18 protein-coding genes and 2 pseudogenes are annotated in these 18825 nt (G+C 60.1%); 3 read left to right on the top strand and 17 right to left on the bottom strand.

What is annotated here, in order from left to right; translation table 11 throughout:
• Positions 1–31: 31 nt before the first annotated feature.
• From NKJ01_RS30135 to NKJ01_RS30125, 3 genes and pseudogenes are all read left to right on the top strand, one after another.
• Complete coding sequence (locus NKJ01_RS30135; protein WP_352733724.1) at positions 32–388, top strand: asparagine synthase-related protein; 357 nt, start codon at positions 32–34, stop codon at positions 386–388.
• A complete protein-coding gene (locus NKJ01_RS30130) occupies positions 271–732 on the top strand; it encodes an asparagine synthase-related protein (protein ID WP_352733718.1) in 462 nt (153 codons plus the stop codon). Before NKJ01_RS30135 ends, NKJ01_RS30130 begins: the two co-directional genes overlap by 118 nt.
• A pseudogene (locus tag NKJ01_RS30125) lies at positions 729–1114 on the top strand (asparagine synthase-related protein). The gene NKJ01_RS30130 and the pseudogene NKJ01_RS30125 overlap by 4 nt, the downstream one beginning before the upstream one ends.
• 173 nt (positions 1115–1287) lie before the next feature.
• Here NKJ01_RS30125 and NKJ01_RS30120 read toward each other — a convergent pair.
• The 17 genes and pseudogenes from NKJ01_RS30120 to NKJ01_RS30040 form a co-directional block, all read right to left on the bottom strand.
• A pseudogene (locus NKJ01_RS30120) lies at positions 1288–2300 on the bottom strand (1-aminocyclopropane-1-carboxylate deaminase).
• Positions 2301–2636: 336 nt separating this feature from the next.
• A complete protein-coding gene (locus NKJ01_RS30115) occupies positions 2637–2933 on the bottom strand; it encodes an exopolysaccharide production repressor protein (RefSeq protein ID WP_352733722.1) in 297 nt (98 codons plus the stop codon).
• A gap of 54 nt (positions 2934–2987) precedes the next feature.
• On the bottom strand, positions 2988–3305 hold the full coding sequence (gene fdxB, locus NKJ01_RS30110; protein WP_352733716.1) for a ferredoxin III, nif-specific: 318 nt from the start codon (positions 3303–3305) through the stop codon (positions 2988–2990).
• A complete protein-coding gene (locus NKJ01_RS30105) occupies positions 3302–3505 on the bottom strand; it encodes a CCE_0567 family metalloprotein (RefSeq protein ID WP_031355628.1) in 204 nt (67 codons plus the stop codon). The genes fdxB and NKJ01_RS30105 overlap by 4 nt, the downstream gene beginning before the upstream one ends.
• Positions 3506–3528: 23 nt before the next feature.
• Positions 3529–3996, bottom strand: a complete 468-nt coding sequence (locus tag NKJ01_RS30100; protein WP_352733715.1) for a DUF269 domain-containing protein — start codon at positions 3994–3996, stop codon at positions 3529–3531.
• A gap of 329 nt (positions 3997–4325) precedes the next feature.
• Positions 4326–5495: a TlpA disulfide reductase family protein gene (locus NKJ01_RS30095; protein ID WP_352733720.1), complete on the bottom strand. Its 1170-nt coding sequence runs from the start codon at positions 5493–5495 to the stop codon at positions 4326–4328.
• Positions 5496–6796: 1301 nt separating this feature from the next.
• Positions 6797–7399 carry a putative universal stress family protein gene (locus NKJ01_RS30090; protein WP_352733713.1) on the bottom strand — a complete coding sequence of 201 codons (603 nt, stop codon included), beginning with the start codon at positions 7397–7399 and terminating at the stop codon, positions 6797–6799.
• Between the two features lie 379 nt (positions 7400–7778).
• A complete protein-coding gene (locus NKJ01_RS30085) occupies positions 7779–8564 on the bottom strand; it encodes a response regulator transcription factor (protein ID WP_352733711.1) in 786 nt (261 codons plus the stop codon).
• Positions 8565–8591: 27 nt separating this feature from the next.
• Positions 8592–9071 (bottom strand): NifX-associated nitrogen fixation protein, encoded by a 480-nt coding sequence (locus tag NKJ01_RS30080; protein ID WP_352566278.1) that lies wholly within the window; start codon positions 9069–9071, stop codon positions 8592–8594.
• A 17-nt stretch (positions 9072–9088) separates the two neighbouring features.
• The gene (gene nifX, locus NKJ01_RS30075) at positions 9089–9586 is read right to left on the bottom strand and encodes a nitrogen fixation protein NifX (protein WP_352733709.1); all 498 of its coding nucleotides are present in this window, start codon (positions 9584–9586) and stop codon (positions 9089–9091) included.
• Positions 9552–10934 carry a nitrogenase iron-molybdenum cofactor biosynthesis protein NifN gene (gene nifN, locus NKJ01_RS30070; protein WP_352733707.1) on the bottom strand — a complete coding sequence of 461 codons (1383 nt, stop codon included), beginning with the start codon at positions 10932–10934 and terminating at the stop codon, positions 9552–9554. The genes nifX and nifN overlap by 35 nt, the downstream gene beginning before the upstream one ends.
• A gap of 9 nt (positions 10935–10943) precedes the next feature.
• Complete coding sequence (gene nifE / locus NKJ01_RS30065) at positions 10944–12434, bottom strand: nitrogenase iron-molybdenum cofactor biosynthesis protein NifE (RefSeq protein WP_352733705.1); 1491 nt, start codon at positions 12432–12434, stop codon at positions 10944–10946.
• Positions 12435–12490: 56 nt separating this feature from the next.
• Positions 12491–14032 (bottom strand): nitrogenase molybdenum-iron protein subunit beta, encoded by a 1542-nt coding sequence (gene nifK, locus NKJ01_RS30060; protein ID WP_352555886.1) that lies wholly within the window; start codon positions 14030–14032, stop codon positions 12491–12493.
• Between the two features lie 126 nt (positions 14033–14158).
• Positions 14159–15661 (bottom strand): nitrogenase molybdenum-iron protein alpha chain, encoded by a 1503-nt coding sequence (nifD, locus tag NKJ01_RS30055; protein ID WP_352733703.1) that lies wholly within the window; start codon positions 15659–15661, stop codon positions 14159–14161.
• Positions 15662–15759: 98 nt separating this feature from the next.
• Positions 15760–16653: a nitrogenase iron protein gene (nifH, locus tag NKJ01_RS30050; protein ID WP_023763052.1), complete on the bottom strand. Its 894-nt coding sequence runs from the start codon at positions 16651–16653 to the stop codon at positions 15760–15762.
• Positions 16654–17130: 477 nt separating this feature from the next.
• Positions 17131–18387 (bottom strand): type II toxin-antitoxin system HipA family toxin, encoded by a 1257-nt coding sequence (locus NKJ01_RS30045; protein ID WP_352733702.1) that lies wholly within the window; start codon positions 18385–18387, stop codon positions 17131–17133.
• On the bottom strand, positions 18362–18688 hold the full coding sequence (locus NKJ01_RS30040) for a helix-turn-helix domain-containing protein (protein WP_352733719.1): 327 nt from the start codon (positions 18686–18688) through the stop codon (positions 18362–18364). The genes NKJ01_RS30045 and NKJ01_RS30040 overlap by 26 nt, the downstream gene beginning before the upstream one ends.
• Positions 18689–18825: the final 137 nt, after the last annotated feature.

Here is an 18825-nt window from a genome sequence, read left to right as displayed (position 1 = left end):
GAAAATCATCAAATGTGAGTCAGAGCCCCGTTTGGACGAAAATCACCCCTCAAACAGGGTCCTCATTCCACGAAAAATCACAATCCAGCGGCAGCTCATCGCCGACGTGCCGCTGTGCACACTCTTGTCGGGCGGGCTTGATTCCTCGGCCATCACCGCACTGGCCGCGCGCTTGAGCGACGAACGGATCCGGTCCTTCGCCGTCGACTTCGTCGGCTACACTGACACTTTATCCCCGGCCCGGGGCGCCCCACACCCGACGGGCCGTATGTGCAGGAGGTCGCGAAATACGTTGGTACCGACCACACGGACATCATGTTGTCCGCGCACGAACTCATGGACCCGAACGTGCGGGCCGCCACTCTCCACGCCCGCGACCTGCCGTTGACCTTAGGCAACTTAGATAGCTCGCTCTATCTGCTTTTCCGGGCCATCCGGCAGCACTCGACGGTGGCCCTGTCTGGGGAGTCGGCCGACGAGCTTTTCGGCGACTACTGGTTTTTCCACGATCCCGCGAACGTACGGCGGTCCCTAGACCCCGGACTGGTCAAGAAACTCGACCTCCCCGGCTACCTCGACGAGCAGTACCGCAGGGCACTTCCGGAAGTACCCGCCCTGACCGGGCCGGCCTCGGCCGATCCGCACGAGCGTCGTATGCGCGAGGTCTGCTACCTCTTTCTCATCCATCCATCCATCAGCTGCCGACGCTGCTCGACCGCAAGGACCAGATGAGCATGGCTTTGGGCCTCGAGGTGTGGGTCCCTTTCTGCGACCACGGCTTGTTGAGTACGTCTTCGGCACTCCATGGGCCTACAAGACTTTCGACGGGCGCGAGAAGAGTCTACTGCGGGCCGCCACCGCGGACCTGCTCCCGCTGTCGGTGGTGCAGCGAGTGAAGAGCGCGTACCCGGCTATCCAGGATCCCACCTATGACAGAATGCTGCGCACGCGGTTCACCGCGCTGCTGAACGACCGCAATGCGGCAGTGGCACCGCTGTTGTCGGTCGACAGTTCTCGCGCGTTGCTCAATGCGACCGACAACCTCAAGGGGATAGAGAATATCCTGACCTTGCAGGATTTCCTGACCGATTACAACGTTAGCCTCACGATCTGAAACGACGAACACGCAAAAGGATAGCAAAGGAGGTCCGGCGTCCGAAGGCGTTGGGCTCCATGGCCAGGGCGTGGCAGGCCTGATATCGCAATTAATTATGAGCATCCTGGAATAACTTCCAAGTGCCACAGGCTAATGAAAAACAAAGACTTCGCCTTCAAGCTTGTCGAGCGTCAGCCGTTGCGGAAGGTGTAACCATACCCGTTGATAGCCGGCGCGCCGCCGAGATGCGCGTAGAGGATCCTCGATCCCTCCGGAAACAAGCCCTTCTGGACGAGGTCGATCATCCCTTGCATCGATTTGCGCTCATAAACGGGATCGGTAATCATACCCTCGAGCCGCGCACACAGGCGGATGGCCTCCTTCGTTTCCTCGGACGGAATGCCATAATGCGGGTATGCGTAGTCCTCGAGCAACACCACGTCATCCTCGACAAGTTCCGTTCCGCAATCGACGAGCTCCGCTGTATGTTGAGCAATCTTTAGCACCTGCGCCTTGGTCTTTGCGGGGGTGGCGGAGGCATCGATACCGAGTACGTTGCGCTGTCGACCGTCCTTGGCGAACCCGTCGAGCATGCCGGCATGCGTCGAGCCCGTGACCGTGCAAACGACGATGTAGTCGAAGCCAAACCCAAGCTGTTTTTCCTGGGCGCGCACCTCCTCCGCGAACCCGACGTACCCAAGCCCGCCATATTTGTGAACTGACGCCCCGGCCGGTATCGCGTAGGGCCTGCCGCCCCTTGACTTGACTCATCGAGCGCCTGTTACCAACTGCGGCGGATGCCGATATCGAAGCCCTTGTCGACAAGGCGCACTTCTGCTCCCATGACCCGACTCAAGAGAATGTTGCCGACCCGGTCGTAGACGGCGTCCTCATGTGGTACCCAGCTCTCCTGAACCAGGAGACATTTCATGCCGATCTTGGCGGCGACCGCGGCGACCATCCGCGTGTGGTTGGACTGCACGCCGCCGATGGAGACAAGCGTGTCGGCATTTGACACGATCGCATCGGGGATGATGTATTCGAGCTTGCGGAGCTTGTTTCCGCCAAATGCGAGACCGGAGTTGCAGTCCTCGCGCTTGGCGTAGATTTCCGCCCTGCCCCCCAGATGCTTGGAGAGGCGGTCGAGCTTCTCGATGGGCGTGGGCCCAAAGGTGAGCGGATAGCGTTCGAACTTTTCCAGCATTTTCTCTCCGGCAACACGCGATGGAGCTGAATTAGCCATGCACGAGTCATTCTAGAGGGTCTTTTATTTTTCGTCGTCTGTGTTATCCGACGCCCAAAAATGCCATTTATTTCCAGCGCCTCGTTCATCATTGAGAGTTGCAACCGCACGCCGGCATACTGCGAGAGGCTACCAATGCGTATGGCATTCAAGAACTGCATCTCCTGGACTAACCAGAATGACCGGATTGCGGTCACCAATGGACTTCTCAAGCACAGTATTCCTTCTAGTATCTGCTCAATGTTGATGGTCGGTCCAAAGTGGCGCTATCTTGAGCACTGACCTTGTCATGGGGCCTCAAGGCAGCAGCAGCGATATGGCCAGCATTTGATCGCGCTGGAGCAAATCTGCGGATTCATTCGTCACCTCATCAAGGTCTGGCGGCTCGGATCCAATTTCCTTGCAACTGCCGAAATCCTCAGCCCTTTGGCCAGCTCGGCTAACCAAGCCAGACCGCCAGATCAGAAGGAGCACGCTTACGAAGTAAGCCAGTTGAAGGAGCAGAGAACAAGCCAGCATCGTGACGACTACTTTGCTGATGGAATAACAAGCGAAGTAGACGGTCAGAGCGGTGGTGCAAAGGACTATTCCCAAGACGCGACAGAATATTCTTAAGGGCAATGCCGTTCTCCTGGATTGTCCACCAGATCATGCAGCGACATTGTCGGCCGCAACATGGGTCTGGCAGTTCTTCGGGCAGACGCGGGCGCAGGCTCCGCAGCCTATGCAGCGGCCAGGATGATCGACGGCCATGATCATGCGATTGAGCTCGCCATCGAAATCGTCGTCTTCGCCGTCGCAGGCGCCGAGGACTTCACCCGCGTCGTCGACGCCGTAAAGATGCATGACTTCGCGCGAGCAGACTTTGAAACAGCGGCCGCAGCCGATGCAGGTCGTGCCGTCTATAGCGGTGAGATATTCCGGCATCCATCCGGAGCCGTCGCGGGTGGTGAATGTGCTCCTCATAGTAACTTCTTCATGGCAGCGAGCTCTCTCCTGGCACCATCCAACTCGGCAAAAACGGCCGACGCTTGCTCGGCAACTTCCTCTATCTCGGTCGATTTTCCCGGGAGATCCTCTGCAAGGTCGTGCAATTTCATCTTGGCAATTGCCGCGCGCAGCTGAAGCTTTCGGACTTTCGTCCCCATCTCATCTAGCTTTGACATAGATCCTTCCCCGATCGGTTTCTTCACGCCCGTGCCACGTCGGGATAGGCTTCGATGGCCGCAGTCGGATCATCGATCAGTTTCGTACCGGCCTCCGCAGCTGCCCGAGCGTCTTGAAGCCGAACCGGGTGGATGTCTCGACAGAGCGACCCAACCGCCCGGCCGTAAAACGCAATCGTCCGCAGCCCCCTAGCTTTCATGTTTGTCATTGGCGATGTCATAAGGCCGGAGCGCTTCTCGATCGCGAGCCCGACGGCGGTGTGGAACGTGCCGAGCCTCCACAGCGCGTCCGGTTGGGGATCGCCGATGACAGGCATCGCACCGCGCTGTTTTCTGGTGACGATGAAGTTCGCCAGCAGTTCGGCGTCCGATTTGCCTTCCCATGAGCAGAAGGCTTGAGCACGGATCAGCCGCACCAGGCATTTGACGAACGGGGTGGCAAGAGCCGCCTCGTCCTCGTTGGCAGCCGGGCTGACCGCGGCATCAGACATTTCGCCTTCTCCTCCTTCAGTCCTCTTCCTCGAAGCACGATGTCTGTTTTCTGGGACGCCTACTTCGGGCACACTTGCGCAGCCGACGCATGGCTCGGCCCCGCTGGTTCCACGCAATTGATGTCCCTCGGGCCGACTTTGAACACGTCCTCGACTGCGAAGTCTTCCACGCGAATTCGCGTCGAACATCGCTTCCGCCGCAATGCGGGAGGCCATGAAGATTCGAGCCTCGATCCTGCTGCAAACGATCGACCAAGTGCTGCATGGACCTCCTTGCTGCGGTCACGCCAGGGAAATGGACGAAGTGGCCAGTAAGCCCTTTCGACCAATTACCCTTTTTTATCTTTCTTCCTCGGCCGACCGCGCTTTGGCACCTTCGGGAAACTGTTTTGCGCAGCGGCAAAGAGAGCGCCGCAACAAGCCTTCCCACCCCTGTACTTGGCGAGGGCCTGCAGCAAATCCGACAGATGCTGCTCTTTCAATTCGGCCGGGATAGGCTCCGGACCGTCCAGCGACGTCAGTGCCAGTTCGACCAACTCGATCGCGCGATCATTGTTGCCGTTCTCGTGATAGTACCGGGCGACCGCGGGATAAGATCGGAACTTGGGACTGTCGCCTTGCGGGGGATTCAGCGCCAGGATGTGTTCGGACAGCTCCTTGCCCATCGCGAAGCGCTCAGCAGGGGGAAGGCGCGAATGGTCATTGGCCGGATGGAAAAGTTGGTCTAGCGCCGAAACTATCCAATCCTCGGAATTTTTGTCGATCGCGTCGCGAACCAACTGGCGCATCACGGGCAAGCCGGTCCACATGTCTTGTATTTTGTGAAGCAACAGATGTGCATGGGCCAGGCGGAAATTGAGGTCGTCCGGCATCAAGGCGATGCCCCCTTCGATCGCCCAGAGCGCCGTCTTCCAATCTTCCAGCTTCACCGCCGCCCAGAACCTGTCATCGATCGGCTTCTTCAGCGCTTGTCCGCGCGCCAGGGGTTCGCTTGTGGCGATCCGCTGCTGATCGGCGGCTTTCGCTTTGTTGCTGGTAGGCCAGCTGCCGTTGAACACTTTCGGCAAAACCTCACCGAGTTGGCTCGGATGACCGATAAAGGCGATGCAGCCGTCTCGGTCGACTACGAACGAGGTCGGAATCCCGACGCAAAAGCTGGGTTCCCTCCAAAGCTTCTTCATTTCGCCTGTGAAGTCGAACCCAATCCGATAATTCAGATCCGGGCACTTTTCGGCCAACCACGCGTCCAACTTGGTCCGGGCCTCGACGGCCGTTGGAGCGTCTTCATCAGCCGCGATCCCGACGACCTCAAGTCCGCTGTCCTTGTATTTCTCCTGTAGCTGCATCAGCTCGAGCATCTCCGCCGCACATAGTTCGCACCAAGTTGCCCAAAATTCGATGGTATAGACTTTGCCGGGCTGGAAGTCCGCAAGGGGCTCGCCACGCAGCCAGTCCTCCACTTTGATCGAAGGAGCCGGTGACCCCATCCGCAACATCATCTTGCCCTCCAAAGCTGTTGCCAAAGGCTGCGTGACCTTATGGGCAAGCTTGTTCCCCTTTGAGACCGTGGCACGAGGGTTCAACGAAGGGAGAGCATCGCTCGTCTTGCGCATCTGCGTGCATTCAGCCTTCACTCAGTGTTGCTGAAAGTTAATTCGCAAAGGTCGTGCCAACGAGCTCGGCGTGCAGTAAATGCTGATTATACTTAAAAAGCTTCCGGGGCGCTCAGATAGCCGGTTGTATTAGTCGCGACATGTTTTCTGCCATTGTCAGGTCTTGGACACGCATCACCCGCTTCGCGTCGGCACAGAAGCGTGGCCACGGACGTCTCGACATAGGGACGAACAGATGGACATCATAACTGCGTTGGCTAGCGCCAGCCACGTCATCATCGTCCGCCTCAAGCCTTGCTTGAGCTTCTTGCCGTTCCGGTCGCTCAGCGGAACGCCATTGCGATTGCAGGGGCCGCTCCCTCCGAGCATCGCCTCTGCCCTACCTCTTCCGCTTTGCGCTTTCCTGGCTCGCAACGCCGGAGTTTCACGACGAAGCCGGTCATGTCCGGCTGCGGGTCGCGAATAACGCCAGATTGACGATGATGATCGTGGCGAAGAGAGCCGGGGATGTGTGCCGGCATGTGCCAGGCCGGTGAACTCTCCTGGATTCCTGCTTTTTTTGTTTCTGTATCCCCGTGCACAGGTCCTACAGGGACCGTCTGGTGCGAATGTGAGCGTTGTGGGAATTGACCGGCCTCAAGGCCACTCGGTCGCCACGCGGTGGGCCGGGCAGACGCCGAAGATGCGGCGCCCTCGCCGCTGACCCGGCTACCATCCCAGGCGATGACACGGGATTGATGCCACCGTTGGCGCCGAGGGCCGGCAAGAGCCCGACCGTCGGACTCGAAGGTCGGTGCCTTGGCCGCTACTAGGTCATTGCCGTGTTCCGTTCCCGGCCAGTGGTGAAGGAAATCGTGATAACGCTGATACGATGAGGCTACGGTCCGAACGCGGCCTGCCGCGCTGAAACGACTCTCTTTCTCGACCTGACGCCGACCCGAATATCGGTGTTTTGAGGCATTGAGGACGCCTGGGCCTCGGCCCGGCCGTCGGCCTGCGCGTTACGCGACGAGCAGACCCCGAGCGCGCGTTAGAGGCGTCCGGGGAATGTCTTCGCGACGGCGCTTCCAAGTTGCTCATGAGCTTCGCGAAACCTGCTCGTTCGCGGCGACCTTCCTCCGACTTGGTATCAGGGTAGGTGACCAGCGGAGTAGAGCTTTGCAGCATCGGTGCTACTTCAGAACCCGTCAGCGGGCCAAAAACAGCGGCAAAGGCGTGCCAACTATCCATCTTATCACGCTATCGGAGAGCCGCTCGCGCAACCAGCGGCTGCCATAAGCGCCCATGACGATCACGTCGGCAGACGTGTCGATTGCGTGCTGCGCTAGCACCGTGGCCACCGGTTTGCCGCGGCTCGCCAGCCGGTCGACCGAAACCCGAGCACCGTGCCGAGTGAGATAGGCAGCGATGTCGGCTCCCGGCTCGGCGCCGTTTCCGGTGCAGGTCGCCTCCGGATCGACGACTGCGACACGAACTTCCTCAGCACCGGCTAGCAGATGCAGCGCTTCTCGAATCGAACGGGACGCCTCGACTCGCGAATCCCAGCCGACCAGCACGCGCCGTGGAGACAGAGTCGCCTCAGCGCCCTCCGGTACGACAAGCACCGGCTTTCCCGTATCGAACAAGCTGCCGTTGATAACAAGGGGTCCGAGACTAGTCATGTTGAGAAGTGCGGGGCCGACGATTGTCAGGTCGGTGCAGAGCGCCCGCTGTCGCACCGCGTCACCGACGCCAGCCTTCTCGCAGTGTTCGGTGTCGACATCATAGCAGCGCCACGTGGCTCTCAGCACTTTGTGAATTTCCCTGGATGTCTTTTCCAGATTGGCCATGTCCTGTGAAAATTGTTCCCGTGCGGCAATGTGGTGTGCGCGACGTCTAGACCACTCGGGGATGCCACCGCCCAACGGCGGAGGGGACCCAATAAGCGGAGGCGACATCAGGAGCGGCGGAGGCGATATAATTAGTACGGAAAGATACGCGCCGACCTCGGCGCACAAGCGAGCAGCTATTGCGACGTCCTGATCGGAATGGTCAGCTCCCGTCACACTGAGTATTTTCTTGAAGGCCATCTGACTGCTTCCCCCTGAGATGTCGGGCCCGTAGCGCGTTTCGAACCGCAAGACTTGCCTTCCAACGAAGACGGAGAGTGGCACACCATCCGTTCGCGATTCAGTCGTCCAGCTTCTCGAGCGAGTAGCCGGCAGACCTGACAGTACGAATGACGCTACCTGGCGAGGCCGCCTTCAGCGCCTTTCTGATCCGGCTGATATGGACGTCGACAGTGCGTTCACCGACATGGATATTGTCCGGCCAGGCCGCGTCGATCAGCTCGTCTCGGCTGAAGACCTTGCCGGGAGCCTCAAGGAATTGCCGCAGCAGGTTGAATTCGAGAGGTCCGAGATGGATGTCGTGGCCATTACCTCGAACCCGGTGAGCATCGAGCTTCATCTCAAGGCTGCCGCAACAGAGCCAGCTGCCGTTTTTTATCCCGTTTGAACCCGGCTGTGGCAACGCCAGCTTCGTGCGGAGACAGTCAAGCAGCTTGGCCGGCGCGAAGGGCCGCACAAAGCTCTCGTCAATACCTGCCTTCAAGAGATCGAGGTGCTGGTTCTCGGCGCCGGGCGCGATCAGCGCAATTACGGGCAGGCCGCCGGTCCGGGGCTCCCCCTTGAACCGGGCGCAAATTGTGGAGCCTGTCGCGCTTCCTGGCCCGCAATCGAGGACTACCGCGTGGAGCTCCCGTTGATCGGCCAATGCAAGTGCTTCCTTCACGCCGCCAGCCGGCTCACTGGTGAAGCCGTCCGCCCCCAGAATGTGGTTGAGGAAAAGATACAACTCCGCATCTTGCGAACAGATCAGTACCACTGGCTTCATCAGCGCTACCCCAAGAACCATATCGGCCTGGACCGCCTCAATTGAGAGGGCTGGCCACCGCATGTCCTCAAGACCTGACATGATCCCCTCGATCGAAAGTCGGTTGCATCACGCCCGCGCCACCTCGGGATGAGCCTCAATGGCTGCGGTAGCATCGCCGGCCAGTTTGGTACCGGCCGCGGCGAGCTTCCAGAACGTCTCGAAACCGAACCGGTGGACGTCGCGCAGGGTCTTTGACAGAACGACCAACCGCCCGGCCGTGAAGAGCACGCGCCCGAAGCCCTCATGGCTCATCTCCATCATCGGCGATGCCATCAGGCCCGTGCGCTCCTCAATCGCAAGCCCGACGGCGGTGTAGAACTTATCGAGCCTCCACAGCACGTCCGGATCGGGATCGCCGATGATTGGAATTGCACGGCGCTGTTCCCTGGTGATGATGAAGTCGCCCAGCAGCTCGGCGTCCGATTTGCCTTCCCATGACCCGTGGGAATCATTGGCACGGATCAGCCGCACGAGGCATTTGACGAACGGGGTGGCAAGGGCCGCCTCGTCCTCGGTGGCGGCAGGGCTAACCTCGGCGTCAGACATTTCGGCTACTCCTCAATTCAGCTTTCGTCCTCGAAGGAGGGTTTCTGTTCAGCGACACCTGCCTGCGCCAGCACCTTGCGCAGCCAAGGGGGAGGACACGTCCTGAGCATCATCTGCGTGCGCAACAGCACCTCTTGGATGGTCTGGGGCTGCGGCACTTTGATCGGATGGATCTTTGCGGAAACGAGTTTGGCTGCCGAAGGTCCGCCGATCGCCAGACAAAACAGCAGATGACAGCCCTTCAGCGCCTCCACCTTCGGGGTGATGCGGTCATTGCCCTCAGTTCGGTGCTTCCCGCTCTCGTCGGAAACGTCATCGAAGGCCACGGCTTCCACGAGATTCCACTCCTCGCGCATCACGTCGTAGACAGCAAAGCGCCTGGCCGAGCCGAAATGGGCGTTGAGGTTCTTCATGTCCTGCGTGGCGATGGCCACGCGCAATGCGCCGGTTTGGCGTTCCGGCGTCGGTGCGTGAACCTCGTCAGTGACGAGCGAGAGGCGACGAACGGAGCTCATCTGGCATTTCTCGCTTACGGAGTGGATCAAGCGCCTCGGGCGTCGGCGCGTGCCGGTTGGCTTCAAAAATGTTGGCAACCTCGAAGATCAGGTCGCGGGTCCCCTGGTAGAGGATTGTGAGCTTGTGCTGGGCCCCGAGCCGGTCGAAGATCGGGAAGCCGACCCGCATGAGCGGAATGCCGAGGCGCTGCGCCGCCTGGCGGCCGTGGGAATGAGTAACGAGAAGATCAGCGCCGGCGCCAAGCGCTTCCAAATCGCCGAGATCGCCGATTTGAACCGACTGCGCCGGTACTTCCTCCAGAATTTTCGACATAGCGGCCGTTGTGACCGCCGCCGCGATATCGGAGCCCATGCCGATGAAGAAGCTCGCGAGTTGGTAGAGTTGGTCTGGTTCAGCAGCGATCGCAATTTTCTTGCCTCCAAAGTGGAAATGTCCGTCGAGCAACGCGTCCTGCAACTGCGCCCGCCGACGGCGCACCTCAGCCGGCGCCGCCTCGCCCGAAACTGCGGACAGCAGCGAGACGAACCGGTCGGCGTCCCTCAATCCAGTCAGCGACCGGAACAGCACGTAAGGCACGCCGGTTAACCTGTGCAGCAGCTCGGCCGGGCGGCGCATATGCTCACCGATGGCGACGCATTGCACAGCCGTGCCAAGCTCGCGGATATCCTCGACGCTGGTGCCGCCATAGGTGGTCGTGACCCAGCGGTCGGGCACCGTACCGTCGAGCGAGCCGGAGATGTCCGGCAGAATCACCGGCTTCAGTCCAAAGCTTTCAACCATCTCACGCAAATGCTCGATATCAGCCACAGTGAGGTTCCAGCCAGGCAGGATCACGATCTTCTTCGACTGCCGCGCCTGCTCGCCGGGCCGCGTAATCCTTTCGATCATAGCGGTGACAGCCTTGGCCCAGCCCTCTTCGATCGCGCCGTCGAAATCCGGTGTGTTGGCCAGCACCACCTCCGTACCCGCGAGTTCTTTTGTGCGCTTCAGCCTGATATTGGCGATATCCCCTGCGCAGTCTTCGCCCCGGGTTTCCACCAGCGCCGTGGTGCAGACCCCGATCAGCGTTGGCTTTGTGCGGGCCTTGAGGTTGAGGATCGCCTGTTCCAGATGGTCCGCCCCGCCAAGGATCGTCGCCACCTCGTCCATCGCCGTTGTCTGCAACGGAATGGCTTCCTTGAAATGCCGCACGAACAGCACGAGCGCGAAGCTGGTGCACCCCTGGCTGCCGTGGAACAACGGCATCGCGCCGTCGACGCCAAGAAAGGCCAAGGCGGCACCCAGCGGCTGCGATGACTTCAGCGGATTGACCGCCGCCGCTTTGGTCTGGGGAAGGATGCGGACCATCGGCTCTCCTCAACACTCGCCGAAATCACCGGCCGTCGTGCCGGCGAATTCCTGGACAACATGCAAGGTCGCGGTCTCGCTTTTCGTGCGCGGCAGTTCCTGCCTCACCGCAGGCTGGCAATCCCATGGTGCCGGTTCCCGCACCTGGCGCCAGATCGGGTTATGAATAGCGAGGTCGATCTGGCGTACGAGTTCCACCATGCCGTGATAGCCGGCGTAAGGATGTTGGCGCTCCTGGTTGATATCGAGCCAGGGTGTCTTGGCCTTCAGGGCGATGAACTGCGTGCGCCCGCCCGACAGCACGATATCGGCCTTGTGTTCCGAGAGCATGGCGTAAAGCTCGCGCGGAGCCATCTGCTCGAACATGTGGTTGTCGTCCTTGAGGATCTGCTTGATGCGTTCCTTGTCTTCGACGGTCGACTTCTTGACAGAGGTGCCGACGATCTCGATGCCGATCTCCATCAGCGCATGGACGACCGACCAGGACTTCACACCGCCGGTGTTGAGCAGCACGCGCTTGCCTTCGAGCCTCGGCCGGTAGGCGGCTAGCTTCTTCCAGGCGATCGCCTCTTCCTCTGCAATCAACAGCTCGGTGCGGCCGAGGATCTCCGGATCAGCACCCTGCTTCACGAGCAGCTGAGAGATCTGTCGGAGCGCTTCAGAGGTGTCGGTGATGCCGTAGAAGGAGCCCTCGAAAAACGGGATGCCCCAGCGCTGCTCCATCTTGCGGGCGAGATTGATGAGCGCGGTCGAGCACACCACCATGGCCGCCCGGGCGCGGTGCGCGCCGGCAATGTCCAAGTAACGTGCGTCACCTGGAATGCAGGCGCGCACCCGGATCCCGAGCCGATCCAGCAGCGGCTTCACCAGCCAGAATTCGCCCGAGAGGTTGAATTCGCCAAGAATGTTGATGTCGTAAGGGCCGGCATCGTCGGGCTCGACCGTGCCGATGACATGCTCGAGCAACGCCTCGCCGGCAAGCTTGTTGCCGAGATTCTTGGAGCCGACGAAGCCCGGCGCATTGACCGGTACCACGGCCAAGCCGAACTTTTCCGCCGCGCGCTTGCAGACGGCCTCGATGTCGTCGCCGATCAGCGCCGTCACGCAGGTCGGATAAACGAAGATCGCCGGCGGCCCATAGGCTTCCTTGATCTCGCGGATCGCTTTGAAGAGCTTCCGCTCGCCCTGCCCCATCACCACGTCGAGTTCGGTGAGGTCGGTCGTGAAGCTTGTGCGCCACAGTGTTGGCCCGGACGAAGCCGCACCGCGGTTGTCCCAGGAATTGCCCTCGCAGGCGAGCGGCGCATGGATCAAATGCGCAACGTCAGTGATCGGCTGCAGCACGATCTTGGCGCCATCGAAGGCACAGCCGCCGGCCGCCGCCCCCGGGGTCAGTGGCTTCGAACAGCCCTTTTTGCGCGCCGTGGCATCCTTGCCGCGGTTCTTCTCGCAGGCAGGCTCATTGAAGAGATCCTGGATTTTGGCTCTGAGCAAGGACATTGCGTCGGTCTCCAAAGTCCCTCGGGAAGACGACCGGCCAAAGCCGACCGTCACGCTTAGCGGGTGAGGTCATACGAATAGTCCGTCACGCCCGTCTCGCTTGTCTCGCGATCGAGCTTGTCGAAGATCTTGTCGAGGATCGTCGTCAGGACGCGCAGCCCGCCTTGGTAGCCCATCAGCGCAAACCGATGGTGATGGTGGCGATCGAAGATCGGAAACGTCAGCCGGATCAGCGGCGTGCCCGTGTCGCGCTCCAGATATTTGCCATAGGAGTTGCCAATCAGCAGGTCCACCGGCTCGGTGAAGAGCAGCGAGCGCATCGCCCAGAGGTCCTTGCCCGCCCAGACTTGAGCACCCTTGCCGAAGGGCGATGATGCAAGCAGTTCCTTCAACTCCGCTTCCCACGCCGAGGTGCCGTTGGTGGCGAGGCAATGGGTCGGCTCGCCCCCCGTCTCCATGATGAAGCGGGCCATGGCATAGACAAAGTCCGGATCGCCGTAGATGGCGTATTTCTTACCGTGCAGCCAGGATTGACTGTCCGCCATGGCGTCAACCAGTCGGCCGCGCTCCAGGCGGATTGCCTCGGGAATTTGCTTGCCGGAAATCGCGGAGACCTCCATCAGGAAGTCGTCGGTCGCCTGGACGCCGAGCGGGTAATGAAACGAGGCCGTCGCCTGCCCTACCCCCTCGCAATACTCGAGTGTTTTTCGGGTGTTGTAATGCTGTAGCGAAAGTGTCGCCTCGGCGTTGAGTGCTTTCTTCACGTCTTCGATCTTCGTGCCGCCGTCATACATGCGGTATTCGCCGTCCGACGGCGTGTCGAACTGGTCAGAGGCGTCTTGGATGAAGGTATAGGAGACGCCCAGCAGATCGAGCAGGCGCTTGAGTTCCCGGTTGTTGCCGACACAGAACCCGTCGAAGCCCGGAATGATGTTGATGGTTCCCTCGGCTTCCGTTCGCTCCTCGCCCTTCCAGAAATGCTCCAAAATGCCCTTAACCGCAACGTCATAGCCGTCGACATGGCTGCCGACAAAGGCCGGCGTGTGGGCGAAGGGCACGTCGAAGTCGCGCGGGACCGAGCCTTCGTCCTTGGCGTTCTCGATGAAGCTGTGCAGGTCGTCGCCAATGACCTCCGCCATACAAGTGGTCGAGACGGCGATCATCTTCGGGTCGTAGAGTTGGTACGTGTTGGCGAGCCCGTCGACCATGTTCTTCAGGCCGCCGAACACTGCCGCGTCCTCGGTCATCGAGGAGGAAACCGCCGAAGCAGGCTCCTTGAAATGGCGCGACAGGTGCGAGCGGTAATAGGCGACGCAGCCCTGGCTGCCGTGGACGAAGGACATGGTTCGCTCGAAGCCTGCGGCCGCGAACACCGCGCCGAGCGGCTGGCAGGCCTTGGCGGGGTTCACGACAAGCGCTTCGCGAGCAAGGTTCTTTTCGCGGTATTCCCACGTCTTGGTGAATTCGCCTTGGTCGGTAACGATCTGGTCCGGGTGAGGACATTCGAAATTCAGCCTCTTCTCGGCGAGCATCTGCCTGTATTCCGGCTCGCGGAACAGGGGCGCGTGGTCGAGAACTTTTTCAGCCGACTGCGGCATGGGTGGTTACCTCTTTTCCAGCTGGCCCGCCATACGGCGGCACAGGGACGTCGAAACGTTTTCAGGTCTCCCGCGGACAAAGGCCACAGGCGTTCACGGCCTCCCGGCTTCCGGGAGGCCAGGTTTTCATTCGGCTGCGATAGCCGCCGACGGCTCGGCTTTTTTCTTCCAGGGAGCGTCGTAGAGGTTCCAGACCGGGTTGTTGATGGCCAGATCCATATCGCGGGCGAAGATGGCGAACCCGTCGTAGCCATGGTACGGGCCGGAATAATCCCAGGAATGCATTTGACGGAACGGTATGCCCATCTTCTGGACCGGGTACTTTTCTTTGATGCCGGAGCCCACGAGATCAGGACGGATCCCCTCGATGAACTTCTCCAGCTCGTAACCAGTCACGTCGTCATAGATCAGTGTGCCCTTCTTCACGTAGTGGCCGGTGCGCTGATAGTCGTCGTTATGGCCAAATTCGTAGCCAGTGCCGACGATCACCATGCCCAGGTCCTCGTATGCCGTGACGACGTGACGGGGGCGCAGCCCGCCGACATAGAGCATCACCGTCCTGCCTTCGAGGCGCGGCCGGTACCTGGCTATGACCGCCTCGACCAGCGGCCGGTATTTGGCGATGACCGCCTCGGCCTTGGCCTCAATTTCCGGCCCGAAGTGCTTGGCTATGTTGCGCAGAGAGGCTTCAGTCTGGGAGGGGCCGAAGAAATTGTACTCCATCCAGGCGATGCCATACTTTTCCTCCATGTGCCGGCAGATGTAGTTCATCGACCTGTAGCAATGGATGAGATTTAGCTTCGCCTTTGGCGCTCGCTCTATTTCGGCCAGCGTAGCGTCGCCCGACCAGTTGCCGACCACGCGCAGGCCCATCTCCTCGAGCAGGATGCGCGAAGCCCAGGCGTCGCCGCCGATGTTGTAGTCGCCGACCACATTGACATCGTACGGGCCGGCCTCGAACTCGATGTCCTTCTTCTCGAAGACCCAGTCGCGGATCGCGTCGTTGGCGATGTGGTGGCCGAGGGATTGCGAGACGCCGCGGAAGCCCTCGCAGCGCACCGGCACGATTGTCTTTTCGTGCTGCTTGGCCTTGTTGCGGGACACGGCTTCCGTGTCGTCGCCAATCAGGCCAATCGGGCATTCGGATTGCACAGTCATGCCCTTATTCAGCGGAAACAGTTCCTCGATCTCGTCGATGATCCGTTCGAGCTTCTTGTCGCCGCCGAAAACAATGTCCTTCTCCTGGAAATCGGAGGTGAACTGCATGGTGACGAACGTGTCGATGCCGGTCGTGCCGACGTAGTAGTTGCGGCGTTGAGACCAGGAATATTGCCCGCAGCCGACCGGCCCGTGCGAGATATGGACCATATCCTTGACTGGACCCCACACCACACCTTTCGAGCCGGCATAGGCGCAGCCGCGAATCGTCATCACGCCGGGGATGGACTTGATGTTCGATTTGACATCGCATTCGGAAAGGACCTCGCTTTCCTCGCCAGCCTCGTCGCCGCTCTTTGCAACGCTGAGGTGCTTTTTGCGGCGCTTCGCCGACTTGTCAGGATATTGCGACAGCACCTCCTCGATAAGCTTCGCATGGAGGGCACCGTCATTTTCGTATTCCAGGCTCATGGGACCCCTTTCAAGGTTCAGGGTGACGCCTCACCGACGAGGCGCCGTTCTTTGAAAGGCGCACCAGGTCAGGCGGCGCCTCATGTCGGCAGCAGTCGCTACTGTGCGGCAGTCTTGGCCGCTTCCTTGACCTGAAGCTCGGCAAGCATCTGCTCGTCGGTCTTCATGATGCCGAAGTCGAGCAGCATGTCCTCGAGCTCCTCCATGGTGATCGGGGTCGGGATGGTGCCCTGGCCCGAATTCCCGTGAATCTTCTCGGCTAGCGCCCTGTATTCCCCGGCCTGCTTGGAGTCCGGCGCATACTGGATCACAGACATCTTCCTGAGCTCGGCGTGCTGGACGATGTTGTCGCGCGGCACGAAGTGGATAAGCTTGGAATTGAGCCTGGAAGCCAGCGCTTCGGCGAGGTCGAGCTCGCGGTCGGTTTGGCGCTCGTTGCAGATCAGGCCACCGAGCCGCACGCCGCCCGAATGGGCGTATTTCAGGATGCCCTTGGCGATGTTGTTGGCGGCATAGAGCGCCATCATCTCGCCGGACATGACGATATAGATTTCCTGGGCCTTGTTTTCGCGGATCGGCATCGCGAAACCGCCACACACCACATCCCCGAGCACGTCGTAGGAGACATAGTCGACATCGTCGTAGGCGCCGTTCTCCTCGAGGAAGTTGATCGAGGTGATCACGCCGCGGCCGGCGCAGCCGACACCTGGCTCGGGTCCGCCCGACTCCACGCATTTGATGCCTTTGTAGCCGACCTTGAGCACGTCCGCGAGTTCCAGGTCTTCCACCGAACCTTCCTCTGCCGCGAGATGCAGGACCGTATCCTGCGCCTTCGCGTTCAGGATCAGGCGGGTGGAGTCGGCTTTGGGGTCGCAGCCGACTATGAGGATTCTCTGCCCGAGGTCGACCAGGGCGGCGAGCGTATTTTGGGAGGTGGTGGACTTGCCGATGCCGCCCTTGCCGTAAAAGGCGATCTGACGCAAACCTGACATGTAGCTTTCCTTCCTTCGTTCCCATTCATCGCGGCTGCCGCGACTTGAATGCCGGTCGGGCAGCTGTAGCCGCCTCGCACCTAAGGATCTCAAGACTCATGCCAATTTGGCTGATCCAACCGAAGAATAATTTCATGGTTGCTTTTCAGGGGTTTAGCTTGAGTTCCAAGCAAAGGATCGTCGGAACAGCCCGTGTAGCGGACGCGACATTGGCGACACAAAGCGTCGGATCGCGATCCTCAGTCACCGCATTCGTTTGAACCGCATCGTTATGTTGAAGTGGACGAACAGCAGCTCGATCCTGTTGGGTGAATTGCGGGATGCTGTCTGTTCCGGCGAGCTGACGTGCTTGCTCACGCGTGTCCTCGTGGACACTCCGCGGAATCTTGCGCCACGCTGGCATACCTTCGATCCACGGCCATCCATAGGGCCGCGGGCGGAAAGTTCCGCTATATCAGCAACCCGAGGGGACTCGGCTCACTTATCGGCGCAGGAGTTCAGTATCGGCGTCATCGCCTTCACATGTTCGTCCATCCGCTCGAGCACTTTCGCTGCGACAACGTCGCGCTCAGGCAGATGCCACCAGTACTCGTTGACGAGTTTGACCGTCTCGACCACTGCCTTTAGGACTGCCGGCTCCGGAAGCCTTGCGCGGTTCGCAAATGCTTTCCATCGCGGTGCTGCTAGCGCCTTGAACGAGCGCTCTCCTCCAAGCGACAGCGCCATGGCGTCGGCGGGAATATATGGCACGGTGGACAGGAGGTCGTAGAGTGGTGCAAGCGCCGGCTTGTCGCCGTTTCCGGCATAGATCAAAGACCAATTCTTCAGGTGCATGTCGCCATTGCCGGTGATGACGCTCAGTGCCAGGCGGCGGACGAAAACGAGAGCCGCCGTAGGCGAGACGGCCACGCCAAGAGCCATGGCTATGTCGTGATAAGCGGCCCCCTCATATTTGCGCGAGGGGTAGACACCGAAGACCTGAGCGAAATCCTCGATGTGTATCCTCTCGCCACCGGCGCCGCGATCGAAGCGTTTGACGAGAAGGACCTTGCCCTCCGACAGCGTATTGAATTCTTCGGGAACGCCCTCAAAATCGGACTTCTCGACCAGTTCGCATTCAGGAACCTCCATGCCGATTGCTGCTGCCAGCGCCAGGTTGGCGAATTCGTTCTCGGAAACGCCCGGAAACGCCGTCGAAGGGAACTTGGCAATGTACCGGCCCTGCTCGTCGTCCATCGGCAAGGTAAGGCCGCCGGCTTTTCCAATGTTCTTCATGACCGACAGCTTCATCTGCACGCCGGCAAGCGAGAACCGTGCCTTGGAGTGATCCTTTGAGCCATCCTTCGAAACCGCTATCGCGCCGTCACTGGGCAACGCCCGTACGGCTCCCGGCAGATCGGCGCCCAGTGCCGCTAAAAGATCGAAATCATTGCCTGGCCGCACATTGCCTTCGTGATGCCTTTCCATCGCCTCCCGCAATTTCTCCTCCGGCAGGAGGTTCGCGAAGAAAGCGGGCAAGGCGCTTGCCAGAGGCTTCGGATCTTTCCGCAATCCTCCCGTCGCTGCCCGGAACGACAGGCTGAGAACCGGAAAGCCGCCCGTCGCGCGGTAGGCCTCATCGAAGTTAAATGCATTGAAATCGCCCGGCGTCCTGACGATCGTGCCGATCTTCACTGCGTTCAAGAGCACGTCCAGCGACGGGATCGTCTTAGGTGCGCGAAAGACTGGAGGCATGATCGTCATCGTCAGGTTGAGAAACAAAGGCGGGTCGATCGTCATCATCATGCGGACGCAATAGAGCCTGGACAGCCGGCACTATGACTTGCGGAACCAGCATCATTTCTAGACCGAGCGCGCGAGCGATATTCATGAGCGTTGTTGCACGCGCGGCTGCGGCTCCCTTTTCGATGTCGCGATATCGGGGACGGGATATACCCGCCAAATCAGCGACCTGCTCCTGCGTCATCGCAGCGGCCAACCTCGCCTGCCTGAAAAGCCCACCGATTTCCCGTAGAATTTCCGATTCAGAGTCCATTATGCTACCTATACGATCTATTCCAATGCGCGATGGTACGAAAAGGTATCTCAGCAGAAAGTCAATACTTTCATGATCTGTTTGCGTATCATACGTGAAGAAAATGATATGGAAAGAGATCAATCCTCCTCTCTCCC

The sequence above is a fragment of the Mesorhizobium sp. M0276 genome (genome assembly GCF_040321755.1).
In the GTDB taxonomy this organism is placed as follows: Bacteria; Pseudomonadota; Alphaproteobacteria; order Rhizobiales; family Rhizobiaceae; genus Mesorhizobium.
This window is presented reverse-complemented; position numbering and strand designations above follow the sequence as displayed.